Annotated in this window: 10 protein-coding genes and 3 pseudogenes; 3 read left to right on the top strand and 10 right to left on the bottom strand. The window is 72.9% G+C overall.

Annotated elements, in window-relative coordinates:
* Positions 1 to 63: 63 nt before the first annotated feature.
* Both DA06_RS16025 and DA06_RS16020 read left to right on the top strand, forming a co-directional pair.
* Positions 64 to 672, top strand: a pseudogene (locus DA06_RS16025) (ABC transporter ATP-binding protein); the annotation flags it as partial.
* Positions 673 to 788: 116 nt separating this feature from the next.
* Entirely contained in the window at positions 789 to 1,046 is a 258-nt protein-coding gene (locus DA06_RS16020; protein WP_418608048.1) for a DUF6297 family protein, read from the top strand.
* A gap of 58 nt (positions 1,047 to 1,104) precedes the next feature.
* Here the strand turns inward: DA06_RS16020 and DA06_RS16015 are convergent.
* The 5 genes and pseudogenes from DA06_RS16015 to DA06_RS15995 all read right to left on the bottom strand — a co-directional run.
* Positions 1,105 to 1,719: pseudogene (locus tag DA06_RS16015) on the bottom strand (sugar kinase); the annotation flags it as partial.
* Complete coding sequence (locus DA06_RS16010; protein ID WP_418605456.1) at positions 1,713 to 2,759, bottom strand: C-terminal binding protein; 1,047 nt, start codon at positions 2,757 to 2,759, stop codon at positions 1,713 to 1,715. The gene DA06_RS16010 and the pseudogene DA06_RS16015, both read right to left, overlap by 7 nt.
* Entirely contained in the window at positions 2,756 to 3,772 is a 1,017-nt protein-coding gene (locus DA06_RS16005; protein WP_043501870.1) for an L-idonate 5-dehydrogenase, read from the bottom strand. Before DA06_RS16005 ends, DA06_RS16010 begins: the two co-directional genes overlap by 4 nt.
* Before the next feature lie 85 nt (positions 3,773 to 3,857).
* A complete protein-coding gene (locus DA06_RS16000) occupies positions 3,858 to 4,628 on the bottom strand; it encodes an SDR family oxidoreductase (RefSeq protein WP_043501867.1) in 771 nt (256 codons plus the stop codon).
* 666 nt (positions 4,629 to 5,294) lie between these two features.
* Positions 5,295 to 6,671, bottom strand: a complete 1,377-nt coding sequence (locus DA06_RS15995; RefSeq protein ID WP_043501866.1) for a GntP family permease — start codon at positions 6,669 to 6,671, stop codon at positions 5,295 to 5,297.
* Here DA06_RS15995 and DA06_RS15990 point away from each other — a divergent pair.
* On the top strand, positions 6,670 to 7,719 hold the full coding sequence (locus DA06_RS15990; protein ID WP_418605454.1) for a FadR/GntR family transcriptional regulator: 1,050 nt from the start codon (positions 6,670 to 6,672) through the stop codon (positions 7,717 to 7,719). The two genes, DA06_RS15995 and DA06_RS15990, sit on opposite strands and share 2 nt — an antisense overlap.
* Here the strand turns inward: DA06_RS15990 and DA06_RS15985 are convergent.
* The 5 genes and pseudogenes from DA06_RS15985 to DA06_RS15965 form a co-directional block, all read right to left on the bottom strand.
* Complete coding sequence (locus DA06_RS15985) at positions 7,672 to 9,048, bottom strand: GntP family permease (RefSeq protein ID WP_043501872.1); 1,377 nt, start codon at positions 9,046 to 9,048, stop codon at positions 7,672 to 7,674. The two genes, DA06_RS15990 and DA06_RS15985, sit on opposite strands and share 48 nt — an antisense overlap.
* A gap of 212 nt (positions 9,049 to 9,260) precedes the next feature.
* Entirely contained in the window at positions 9,261 to 9,635 is a 375-nt protein-coding gene (locus tag DA06_RS15980) for a gluconokinase (protein ID WP_418605452.1), read from the bottom strand.
* Positions 9,614 to 9,778 (bottom strand): hypothetical protein, encoded by a 165-nt coding sequence (locus tag DA06_RS15975; protein ID WP_418605451.1) that lies wholly within the window; start codon positions 9,776 to 9,778, stop codon positions 9,614 to 9,616. Before DA06_RS15975 ends, DA06_RS15980 begins: the two co-directional genes overlap by 22 nt.
* Positions 9,779 to 9,954: 176 nt before the next feature.
* Entirely contained in the window at positions 9,955 to 11,238 is a 1,284-nt protein-coding gene (locus DA06_RS15970) for an FAD-binding oxidoreductase (RefSeq protein ID WP_418605449.1), read from the bottom strand.
* Between the two features lie 130 nt (positions 11,239 to 11,368).
* Positions 11,369 to 12,019 (bottom strand): annotated as a pseudogene (locus DA06_RS15965) (sensor histidine kinase); the annotation flags it as partial.
* Between the last annotated feature and the right edge of the window lie 64 nt (positions 12,020 to 12,083).

Below are 12,083 nucleotides of genomic sequence, written 5' to 3'. Positions count from 1 at the left end.
CCGCTCGTGCGGACGCGGGCGCTCCTGGTGGGGTACGGCCTGCCGGTCTGCCCGCCTGTCGACCTGACGGTGCGCCCCGGCGAGGCCGTCGCGGTCGTCGGCGCCAACGGCACGGGGAAGTCGACCCTGCTGCGCACCGTCACCGGTCAGCTCGAGCCGCTCGGCGGGAGCGTCGAGCTCCTCGGCGGTCCCGCTGACGAGGGGGCGGTGGAGGTGCGCGCCGCGGTCGCCCGTGACCTGGGCGACGACGCGTTCTTCCCCGCGCTCACCGTCCGCGAGCACCTGCTGCTCACGTGCCACGGGCACGGCGTGCAGGATCCGGCCGACGTGGCCGACGAGCTGCTCGAGGAGTTCGGCCTGCTCGGACGTGCCGACGCGCTGCCCACCGCCCTGTCGTCCGGCCAGCGCCGCCGCCTGCTCCTGGCCGCCGCGTTCGCGCGACCGCGGTCCCTCCTGGTGCTGGACGAGCCGGAGCAGCGCCTGGACGCAGGCATGCGCGACCACCTCACCCGAAGGCTGGTCGAGGAGCGTGAGGCGGGCGGAGCCGTCCTCCTCGCCACCCACGACCCGGCGGTGGTCGCCGGCGCGGCGACCTCCGTGGTCCTGCTCGGGGAGTCGGCAGTCCGCACGGTCGGCACGGCGGCGGGTGCGGCCGCCATCGCGGCGCTGTGACGGCGCCGAGCGGACGGGCGCTGCGCCGCTGGACGCGGCACCGTGCGCTGCTGAGGTCGCGGGGCGGTGTCTCGGACCTCCTCACCGACCTCTACCTCGCCGCGCTGACCGTGGTGATGACCACCGCGATCGTGCTGTCCGTGGCCGGCCGGACGGGGGCCGACCTGGCGAGGGCGTCGGTGCCGCCGACGTCGGGCGGGTTCGTGCTGGCACCAGGGTGGCTGGCGGTACTCGCGGGACTGGCCGCGGCGGTCCTGCTGGTCTCCCTCGCCGCCCGGATCGGCCCCGTCTCGGTGTCCCCGGCGGAGGGGCGCTGGTGGCTCCCGCTCCTGGTCGACCGGCGTTCGCTGCTCGCCGCGCGGGCACCCGGGTGACGACCTCGCCGCCGCGCGTGCGGTCGAACTCGACGGCCTCGACGGACCCGTCCTTGACCACCACCCGACCGGCGTTCGGGAAGAGCGCGGCGATGTCCTCGGCGGTGGGCGTGCCCCACAGCACCTCCGCCTCGTCCCGGCCCACGAGGACGACGTCCGCGCCGTCGGCGAGCGGCCTGAGCGTCTCGGCCGCCTCCGCCGCCGGCCACAGCGCGGGCCGGTAGTTGACGTCGAAGGACACTCCGGCGCCGGCCACCCGGGCCGCGTCCACCACGGTCGGGACCAGCGCGCGGCAGGTCTCCGACAGGGCCGGGGTGATCCCGGAGACGTGCACCCACCGGGCGGTCGCGACCGGCCAGCCCGAGACGTGCATCGGGCCGAGCCGAGAGGCCGCGGAGCCGCGGCGGTAGTAGTAGACCCTCGCGCCGGGGTCCTTCACGTACACCGCCGTGTTCGCGCCCGGGTCGCGCGCGACCCACCGGGTGTCGACGCCGGACGCCGAGATCGCCGCGAGCACCCGGTCGCCGAGCGGGTCGGCGCCGAGCGCGGAGATCCACGCCGTCGGAACGCCGAGCTCGGCAAGGTACTGCGCGAGGTTCGACTCGGCCCCGCCCGCGGAGATGGTGAAGGTCTCCGCCGTCGCGACCGGGCCGGCGTCCGTCGAGGTCACCATCGCCATGGTCTCCCCGATGCAGAGCACCTCCGGCAGGCGGGCGCCGCCCGGGGCGCCCCGTCGAGCCGTGGCTCACCGGCGCCCTCGAGGACGGACGGGTTGAGGATGTTGCGCGGCCGCCGTCCGGCGACGACGTCCACCACGTTCTGGACGGTGCGCCGCTTGAGCTCCGCGTAGGACTCCTCGGTGTAGAAGCCCGCGTGCGGGGTGAGGACGACCCGGTCGAACTGCGTGAGCGGGTGATCGGCAGGCAGCGGCTCGGTCTCGAAGACGTCGAGGCCCGCCCCCAGCAGGTGCCCGGACCGCAGGGCGTCGACGAGTGCATCGGTGTCGACGACGCCGCCGCGGGAGGTGTTGACGACGACCGCGTGCTCCGGCAGCAGCGCGAGCCGTGCGGCGTCCAGGAGGTGATGGGTCGCCGGGAGGAGCGGGACGTGGACGGAGAGCGTCTGGGAGCGGCGCAGCAGGTCCTCCAGGGAGACGACCTCGTAGCCCTCCCCGGTCAGCGTGCCCGGCTCGAGCGTGGTGTCGCTGACGACCACCTCGAAGCCGACGCCGGCCGCCTTGCGGGCGGTCGCCCGTCCGATGGCGCCGAAGCCGAGGACACCGAACGTGCGGCCGTGGACCTGGTACATCGGGCCCACCTCCGCCAGGTTCGGCCGGCCGGCGCGCGTGCCGCGGTCCAGCGCCACGAGACCGCGGCCGACGGCGAGGGCGAGGGCGATGGCGTGGTCGGAGACCGCCTCGGTGCCGTAGTCCGGCACGTTGCACACCGCGATGCCGCGGGCGGTGGCTGCCTCGACGTCGACGGTGTCGACACCGACGCCGTAGCGCCCGACGGCCTCAGGTTCGGCAGGGCGTCCATCACCTCGGCGGTGATCTGGGCGTACTGGACGACGAGCGCGTCCGCGTCCCGGGCGTTGGCGATCACTCGCGGGCGCGGTGCCCTGGGCGAGCACCAGCTCGGCGCCCGCCTCGTCGGCCACGGCCTGCTCGATGTCGACCGACGCGTGGTCGCAGTCGGTGATGACGATTCTCATGCTTCCTGCCAGAGCGAGACGACGACCTTGCCGGAGGACTGGGAGTCCTTCGCGGCGGCGAACGCGTCCAGGGCCTGGTCCGCGGGCAGCTCGTGGGTGATGACGTCCTCGATGCCGGGCGTGGCGTCGAGCAGGGCCACGGCCTCGTCGATCTCGTCGTTGAAGCGGAAGGACCCGTGCATGGTCACCTCCTTGGAGATCAGCGGGGCGAGGTTGATGCCCTTCGGCTCGTTGGGGACCATGCCCACCTGGACGTAGGTGCCGGCGCGGCGCGCCGCCACGATCGCCGCGTTGATGGCGGCCGGGGCGCCGGAGCACTCGAGGACGACGTCGAACGCGGACTCGGGGATCTCCTCCTCCGTGACCTGGATCGTGCGGTGCACGCCGAGCGCACGGGCCCGCTCGAGCGGCCCGGGCAGGACGTCCGTGGCGACGACCTGCGCGGCGCCCTTCGCGAGCGCGCCGGCGGCGGTGAGCAGCCCGATGGGGCCGGAGCCGGAGACGAGGACCGTCCTGCTCTCGACGCCGCCGGCCAGGTTGATGCCGTGGAGGCCGACGGCGAGGGGCTCGGCCAGCGCCGCGCGGCGCAGCGGCAGGCTCTGCGGCAGGACGCGGAGCATGTCCTTGGTGACGATGAGGTACTCGCTCATCCCGCCCTGGGTGTGCGGCCAGGTGGAGGCGCTGCCGAGGTAGGCGCCGTTCGGCCACAGGTGGCGGTGGTCCTCCAGCCCGGGCTCCGGGGTGCCGAAAGTGGCGGGGTGCACGGTGACCGGGGTGCCGGGGGCGAGCTCGCCGGAGGGGTCGAGGTCGACGGTGCCGGAGACCTCGTGACCGGGGACGAGCGGCTCCCGGACAACGAACGCGCCGTTGGCGCCCTCGTAGTAGTAGTGCAGGTCGGAGCCGCAGATGCCGCCGAAGGCCATGCGCAGGCGCACCTCCCCCTCGCCGGGCTCGGGCGTGGGGACCTCCTCCTCCCGGAGGTCCTGCTTGCCGTGGATGACGATCGCTCTCATGTCGCTTCCTTCGTGACGTTCGGTCTTGGGGGAGTGCTGGGACGACGGCGGGCCGGGGCGCGCGACCGGCGGCTCCGGCGTCGGCTCAGACGACGGAGGTCATTCCGCCGTCGACGAAGATGTTCTGGCCCGAGACGAAGCTCGAGGCGTCCGACGCGAGGTAGACCAGCGTGCCGACGAGCTCCTCGAACTTCCCCCAGCGCTGGGCCGGGGTCCGGTTGATCACCCAGCTGTTGAACGCCTCGTCCTCGACGAGGGCCCGGTTCATCTCGGTGGCGAAGTAGCCGGGGGAGATGGCGTTGACCTGGATGTTGAAGCGGGCGAGGTCGGCCGCCATCCCCTTGGTGAGCATGACGACGCCGCCCTTGGTGGCGGAGTACGGCGCGATGGTCTGGCGGGCGAGCATGGACTGCACCGAGCCGATGTTGATCACCTTGCCGGAGCCGCGCTCGGCCATGCCGCGAGTGACCTGCTGCGAGACGTAGAACGCGCTGGAGAGGTTCGCGGCGACGATGTCGTCCCAGTCGGCCGCGTCGAAGTCATTGAACGGCGCCCGGCGCTGGATGCCGGCGTTGTTGACGAGGACGTCCGGCACGCCGTGCTCGGCGACCAGCGCGGCCACACCCTCGCGGACGGCGGCCTGGTCGGTGACGTCGAAGGAGACCGCCGGCGTCTCGGTGCCAGTGATGGCGGTGATGTGCTCCTGGGCCTTCGCCAGCGCGTCGGCGTCCCTGCCGTGGAGCAGGACCTTGGCGCCCGCCTGCGCGAGGCCGACGGCGAGGGCGTTGCCCAGCCCGCGGGAGGAGCCGGTGACGAACGCCAGCTTGCCGGTGATGTCGAAGAGGGAGTTGACCATCGTGACTTCCTTGCCGATCCGGGGGTGTGGTCGGGCTCCGGCGGGCCGGGCGCGGACGCGGGGTCCGGCTGTGGGACCGGGGCGGCGGTGCCTCCTGGGCTCCGTCGTCCGTGACGTCGTTCCTGGCTCGTTCGTGCCTCGCGCCACAGGCTCGCACAAAGGTCACACCTTTGGCAATCCTTGTCCGCTGTGCCCACTGCGCCCGCCGCTGTGCCGGCCGCGCCCATGCCCCCGGGCCCGGCTCCCGGCCTCGCGCGCCACGAAGCCCACTGCGTCCGTTCGCGCCGTCCGCGCACCTCGTCGCCGGCTCCGTCCCGCCGCCGACTGCGCCCGTTCGCGCCGTCCGCGCACTCCGTCGCCGGGTCCGTCCCCGCCGACTGCGCCTCTTAGTGCCCACTGTGCTCGTCCGCGCCAACTGCGCATTGCGTTCCGTGCGCACCCGGCGACGGCGCCAGCGGTGGGTGGCGACGTGCTTCCGCCGGGTGGAGCACGCAGTGCGACGGCGCCCGCGGTGGGTGGTGACGGTGCTCCGCGCGGGGTGGAGCGACGCGGTGGACGGGGTCCAGCGGCGGGGAACGGCAACGGGGACGGCCGCCGGGCTGTTGCCGGTGACCGTCCCCGTGTTCGTGGTCCCGCAGCGCAGGAGGGGCGGAACTGTGAGAGCGCCTAGAAGATCGCGAAGACCGCCAGCGCCAGGACGAAGCCCAGCACGGACTCGATGGTCTGCTGGACGGTCCAGGTCTTCAGGGTGGTCTTGACGTCCATGCCCATGAGGCGACCCACGAGCCAGAAGCCCGAGTCGTTGACGTGCCCGGCGAAGACCGAGCCCGCCGCGGTCGCGAGCGTGATGGCGGCCACGTCCATGGCGCCGTAGTTGCCGGCGGCGACGGCCGGGGCCATGAGGCCGGCGGCGGTGACCAGCGCGACCGTCGCGGAACCCTGCGCCACGCGCATCACGACGGCGATGACGTAGGCCGCGACGATGACCGGCAGGCCGATGCCGTCGAGGGTCTCGGCGAGCGCGTCGCCGATGCCGGAGGCTCGCAGCACACCGCCGAACATGCCGCCGGCGCCGGTGATGAGGACGACCGAGCAGATCGGGCCGAGCGAGGAGTCGAGGATCTTCTCCAGGGCGGTCCCGTGCTCGCCGCGCCGGGTTCCGAGCACGAACGTGGCGACCAGCACCGAGATCAGCAGCGCGACGGGCGACTCGCCGAGGGCGGAGAGCACCTGGAACCAGGTGGCGTCGGCGGAGACGACCCCCAGGGAGCGGAGGAAGTCCAGGCCGGTGTTCATGAAGATCAGGAGCAGCGGCAGCAGGAGCATGCCGATGACCGTCCCGACCTTGGGCAGGTCCCTGGGCTGGTCCTCGTCGATGGTGCCGAAGAGCGCGGGGATCGGCAGGACGTACTTCTTGCCGACGCGCAGACCCCAGATGTAGCCGGAGACGTACCAGAGCGGGAAGGCCATGACGAGGCCGACGAGCAGCACGAGGCCGAGGTTGGCTCCGTAGAGCTCGGTCGCGGTGACCGGGCCGGGGTGCGGGGGCACGAAGACGTGCATGACCGAGAAGGCGGCGGCCGCCGGGATGCCGAACAGCAGCACGTTGTTCCCGAGGCGGCGGGCGACGGCGAAGATGATCGGCAGCATGACCACGAGGCCGGCGTCGAAGAAGATCGGGAAGCCCATGATGAGGGAGGCGATGCCGAGCGCGAACGGGGCCCTCCGCTCGCCGAACACGTCGACGAGCTTGTTGGCGAGAACCATCGCGCCGCCGCTGTGCTCGACGAGCTTGCCCAGCATGGCTCCCAGTCCCACCAGCAGTGCGACGGACCCGAGGGTGCCGCCGAAGCTCGACACCATCGTGTCGACGATGGCGTTGGCGGGGATGCCGGTGGCGAACGCCGTGAGCAGGCTGACCAGGATGAGCGTGAGGAACGCGTGCAGCTTGAACCTGATGACCAGGACCAGGATCAGCGCGATCGCACCCGCGGCGATACCCAGGAGCGGTCCGGCTCCCAGGGTTTGAGTCCAATCTTCCATGAAAGTCTCCATCGATAGTCGTGCGCCGCCCGCGCGGCTCTCTTTGCCATGGCGCGGGGACCGTCCGGTACCCTTACAGAAAGATCACATCTTTACCAATCCGCACGGAGGCGGCATGGCGGCACCGGTGCTGCACACCGACCTGCTCGACCGGCTGGGTCGCGAGATCGCTGGCGGCGTCCACCCCGCGGGCGCGGTACTCACGCTCGCCCGGCTCGAGCAGCGCTTCGGCGTCTCGCGGACGGTCGTGCGCGAGGCGGTCCGGGTGCTGGAGTCGTTCGGCCTCGTCGTGTCCAAGCGGCGGGTCGGCGTCGTCGTGCAGGACGTGGGCTCCTGGTCGGTGCTCGACCCGCGGGTCATCGGCTGGCGCCTGGCGGGCCCGGGCAGAGACGCGCAGCTGCGCAGCCTCACCCAGCTGCGTCACGCCGTGGAGCCGACGGCGGCGCGGCTAGCCGCGCAGGCCCGCGGCGGAGGACAGGGAGCCGAGCTCGTCCGGCTGGCCGAGCGGCTGCGCGAGCTCGGCGAGCAGGGCCGTGGCGACACGGACGAGTACCTACGGGCCGACGTCGACTTTCACACCCTGCTGATCCGCCTGAGCGGGAACGAGATGTTCCTCGGGCTGCAGCGGACCATCGCCGAGGTGCTCATCGGCCGCACGCGCGTCGGACTCACGCCCGCCTGGCCCGCGCCGCACTCCCTGGACGACCACGAGGCGGTCGCACGCGCGGTGGTCGAGGGGCAGGCGGAGGCGGCGGAGGCCGCCTCGCGGGCGGTGGTGGCCGAGGTGTGGCTGGAGCTCGGCGACCCGGCACGGCGTGGCGGCGCGATGCCTGACGACCGGGCATCCGAGGGCGAGCCACCCGACGACCGAGCGTCCGACGCCGCGACGCCCGACGACCGGGCGTCCGACGACGAGGCCGCCGATGACCGGGCGTCCGACGACGAGGCCGCCGATGACCGGGCGTCCGACGAGGATCGGACGGTCACCCCAGCGCCGGGGTCACCCGATCCAGAAGATCAGGAGGCAGAGCAGGAAACCGCCCACTGACTGCAGCGACTGCTGCACGGTCCACGTCTTGAGCGTGGTCTTGACGTCCATGCCCATCAGCCGGCCGACCAGCCAGAACCCGGAGTCGTTGACGTGGCTGGCGAACACGGAGCCGGCGGCCGTGGCCAGGGTGACGGCGACGATCTGCAGGACGCTGAAGTCGGCGGCGGCGACGGCCGGCGCCATGAGCCCGGCCGCGGTGACCAATGCCACGGTGGCCGAGCCCTGGGCCACGCGCAGGATGAGGGCGATGACGTAGGCCGCCACGATGACCGGCAGGCCGATGTCCGCGAGCGAGTCGGACAGCGCGTCGCCGATGCCGGAGGTGCGCAGCACCCCGCCGAACATGCCACCGGCGCCGGTGATGAGGATGACGGAGCAGACGGGCCCCAGGGCCGAGTCCAGGACCTTCTCGAGAGCGGTCCCGTGCTCGCCGCGGCGGTTGCCCAGCACGTACGTGGCCACCAGCACGGAGATCAGCAGCGCGACCGGCGCGGAGCCGATGGCCGAGAGCACCTGGAACCACGTCTCGTCCTCGGAGACGACCCCGGCGCCGTTGAGGAAGTCCAGGCCGGTGTTCATGAAGATCAGCAGCAGGGGGAGCAGGAGGATCGCGATGACCGTGCTCACGCTCGGCGGGTTCTCCTGGATGTCGTCGTCCACGGGACCGAACAGGGCCGGCACGGGGAAGACGTAGCGCCGTCCGACGTAGAGGCCCCAGCGATAACCGGTGACGTACCAGAGGGGGAACGCGAGGAGCACACCGACGAGCAGCACGAGGCCGAGGTTCGCGCCGTACAGCTCCGTGGCGGCCACCGGTCCCGGGTGCGGGGGCACGAAGACGTGCATGACGGAGAACGCCGTGGCGGCCGGGATGCCGTACAGGAGCACGTTGTTCCCGAGGCGGCGGGCGACGGCGAAGATGATCGGCAGCATGACCACGAGGCCGGCGTCGAAGAAGATCGGGAAGCCCATGATCAGGGAGGCGAGGCCGAGGCCGAAGGGGGCGCGTCTCTCCCCGAACACGCTGACCATCTTCTCGGCGAGCACCCTCGCCCCGCCGCTGTGCTCGACCATCTTGCCGAGCATCGCGCCCAGGCCGATCAGGAGTGCGACGCTGCCCAGCGTGGTGCCGAAGCTCGAGACGAGCACGTTGACGATCTGGCCGGCCGGGATGCCGGTGGCGAACGCGGTGAGCAGCGAGACGAGCACGAGCGTGAGGAACGCGTGCACCTTGAAGACGATGACCAGCACGAGGATGAGTGCGATGGCACCTGCGGCGATGCCCAGGAGCGCCCCTGCCCCGAGGGTCTGGGTCCAACCTTCAATTTCCATGACGGTCTCCGTCCGTGCGGGTCGCGCACCCACCTTCGGGTGACGACCGCATACTCGGTGTTCGGGACCCTGCCGAACGGCCGAGTGCGGCCGGGCCCTCCTGACCCTGCGTGTCACCACGGACGATAGGGCAGGCGGCGCCGGACGGCTCGCGGAGAGGCGAGATTGAGGAGCGGTGAGAACGGTAACGACGGGACGGCGGACCGTCAGGCGGTCAGCTCGAGCCGGTCGATGATGCCGTCGGTGATCTGGTCCGGCGTGCCCGAGATGTCGACGGAGAAGCCCGGCTCGTCCTCGCCCAGCGGCTCGAGCGTCTCGAACTGGGAGTCCAGGAGCGACGTCGGCATGAAGTGGCCCTTGCGGTGCGCCATGCGGTCGGCGATGAGGCCCCTGGCGCCGCCGAGATGGACGAAGGTGACGTCGTCGTTCTCGCCCTCGAGCACCTCGCGGTAGACGCGCTTCAGCGCGGAGCACGTGACGACGGCCTTGCGCCCGGCCGCGGACTGCTCGTCGAGCCAGCTGCGGATCGAGGCGAGCCACGGCCAGCGGTCCTCGTCCGTCAGCGGCGTGCCGGAGGCCATCTTGTCGATGTTCCCCGGGGGTGGAACTCGTCCGCCTCGGCGCTGACCCAGCCCAGGCGCTCGACGAGCTCCTCGGCGATCGTCGTCTTGCCGGACCCGGCGACGCCCATGAGTACCAGGTGCTTCCGATTGTCAGTGGTCACGATCTCTCCGTGGTCGGGCAGGGCCGGGGGACAGTCACACGGTGCCACTCGCGTGGGCCCTGATCTGCCACTTGCCGGGGTGACACGCCCCACGCCGCCGCGCGCCGAGGACGACGGCGGAGCCGCCCGGCGGGCGACGGCGGAGCCGCCCGGCGGACGACGGCGGGCCGGCCGCCTCAGCCTTGGACGACGGGCACCGGCTCAGGCGCGATGTTGAAGTTGTCGCGGAAGACGTTCTCGGGGTCGTAGCGACGCTTGAGCGCTCGCAGCCGCTCCAGGGTGGGCGGCGGGTAGGCGTCGAGCAGGCGCTCGGGCCGCGGGTCGGTCTCGAAGCTGGGGTAGATCCCGGTGAAGTGGTGCTGCATCGGGTCCCACGCCCGGTCGAGCCGGGCGCGGGAGGCGCCGAAGGCGACCACGGAGAAGTTCGCGGAGCGGTGCGCGAACGCGGTTGCGTCCGGTGCGACGTCGGCGGTGGCGCCGCCCATGGCACGGATTTGGAAGAAGAAGGTCTCCCCGCCCTTGACCAGGCGCTCCGCGTCGGCGGCGAACGCGGGCGTGACGTGCTCGAGCAGCCCGGACCGGGTGACCGGCTCGCCCTGGGCGTGGTGGGCGGCGTCGGGCAGGCTGACGACCGCGGGGTACGGCAGGATCTGCGCGGACTGGCCCAGGAGCGGGCCGAGGGCCGCGAGGGGGCGGAGCCGGGAGAGGATCGTGCCGGCGTCGTCGGAGTTGACGGCGGTCATGAGCTGGGCGACCACCCGGCCGTCGCGCGGCCCGCCCATGACGAGGAAGCTCGTGGTGTCCCGCGGCGCGGCCTCGACGGCGGCGCCCCAGCGCCGGAGGAAGCCGGCGGTGTCGGTGGCGTCGAGGGCGAGCTGGGCGAAACCGATGTCGCCGACATCGTCGACCTCGAACTCGAAGGCCGTCACGACGCCGAAGTTGAAGCCCGCGCCGCGCACGGCCCAGAACAGGTCCGCGTTCTCGGTCTCGTCGGCGCGCACGTGCGTGCCGTCGGCCAGAACGAGCTCGGCGGCGCGGAGGTGGTCGATGGTGAGCCCGTGGTCGCGGCCCAGGAACCCGATGCCGCCGGTGGTGGTGAGGCCCCCGACGCCGACGCCGCCGTAGTCGCCGGAGCTGAGCGCCCAGCCGTAGGGCCGCAGCGCCGCGGCGACCTGGCCCCAGCGGGCGCCGGGACCGATGCGCACCCGGCGGGACGTCTCGTCGAGCACCTCGATCCCGTCGAGGGCGGAGACGTCGACGACGATCCCGCCGTCGTTCGTGGACCGGCCGCTGATGCCGTGGCCGGCGCTGCGCACGGAGAGCGGCACCGGCTGGGAGCGCGCGAAGGTGACGGCCTCGGCCACCTCCCGGGCGTCGCGCGGGCGCAGCACGAGCCCGGGCGAGCCGGCCCGCAGGTAGTTCGACCGGACGGCGGGGTAGAGCGCGTCGCCCGGTTCCACGGCGCGCTCGACGAGTGAGGCGGGGAGCTGGTCGTAGGCGATGAGCTCGCGGGCCGTCGGCGGGGGGCAGGGCCGTGATCGTGCCGCCGTGGAGCTCGCACACCCAGCGCGCGATGGCCAGGCCGAGGCCGGTGCCGCCGCCCGCGTGCTGGTCGGACCAGAAGCGGCTGAAGACCTGCTCCACGTGCTCGGGGGCGATGCCGTCACCGGTGTCGGTCACCTCGAGCGCCCAGCGGCCGGCGTGCAGCGCCTGCGCCCGTACGGTGACGACACCGCCCGCGGGGGAGTGCCGGACGGCGTTGTCGAGGAGGTTCGCGACCACCTGGTGCAGGCGTGCGGCGTCCGCCTCGACCGTCAGGTCCCGGGGCGTCACGTGCGGGGCGATCGTGACGTCGCGCCCGTGCGTGGCCGCCTCGGCGATCGCCCGGTCGACCAGCTCGGCCACCGCGACGGGAGCGACGTCCAGGGGAACGGCGCCGGCGTCGACGCGGCCGAGATCGAGGAGGTCGCCGACCAGGTCTCCCAGACGCTCGGACTGGGCCAGGGCGGTCTGCAGGGCGTCGTCGTCGGGGCGGACGACGCCGTCGACCAGGTTCTCCAGCAGGGCGCGCTGGGCGGCCAGCGGGGTGCGCAGCTCGTGCGAGACGGTGGCCAGGAGCTGGCGGCGTTGGTCGTCGGCGTCGTGGAGGTCCTCGGCCATGGTGTTGAACGCGCGCGCGAGCCGCCCGACCTCGTCGGCCGACGTGGCGCGTACCCGCACCGAGTAGTCGCCCCGCGCCATCCGGGACGTGGCGTCGGTCATCTCGCGCAGCGGCGAGGTCATGCCGCGGGCGAGCCACTGGGTC

The sequence above is a fragment of the Georgenia sp. SUBG003 genome, from assembly GCF_000715355.2.
Classification (GTDB): domain Bacteria; phylum Actinomycetota; class Actinomycetes; order Actinomycetales; family Actinomycetaceae; genus Georgenia.
The sequence above is the reverse complement of the archived record's forward strand: the minus strand, read 5'-3'. Positions and strand labels throughout refer to the sequence as shown.

What these genes read in the sequence shown, in the direction of transcription:
- DA06_RS16005 (WP_043501870.1), bottom strand. Translation starts at nt 3,772, where the DNA reads ATGAGAGCGATCGTCATCCACGGCAAGCAGGACCTCCGGGAGGAGGAG.
- DA06_RS15995 (WP_043501866.1), bottom strand. Translation starts at nt 6,671, where the DNA reads ATGGAAGATTGGACTCAAACCCTGGGAGCCGGACCGCTCCTGGGTATC.
- DA06_RS16020 (WP_418608048.1), top strand. Translation starts at nt 789, where the DNA reads ATGACCACCGCGATCGTGCTGTCCGTGGCCGGCCGGACGGGGGCCGAC.
- DA06_RS16000 (WP_043501867.1), bottom strand. Translation starts at nt 4,628, where the DNA reads ATGGTCAACTCCCTCTTCGACATCACCGGCAAGCTGGCGTTCGTCACC.
- DA06_RS15980 (WP_418605452.1), bottom strand. Translation starts at nt 9,635, where the DNA reads ATGGCCTCCGGCACGCCGCTGACGGACGAGGACCGCTGGCCGTGGCTC.
- DA06_RS15990 (WP_418605454.1), top strand. Translation starts at nt 6,670, where the DNA reads ATGAAAGTCTCCATCGATAGTCGTGCGCCGCCCGCGCGGCTCTCTTTG.
- DA06_RS16010 (WP_418605456.1), bottom strand. Translation starts at nt 2,759, where the DNA reads ATGAGAATCGTCATCACCGACTGCGACCACGCGTCGGTCGACATCGAG.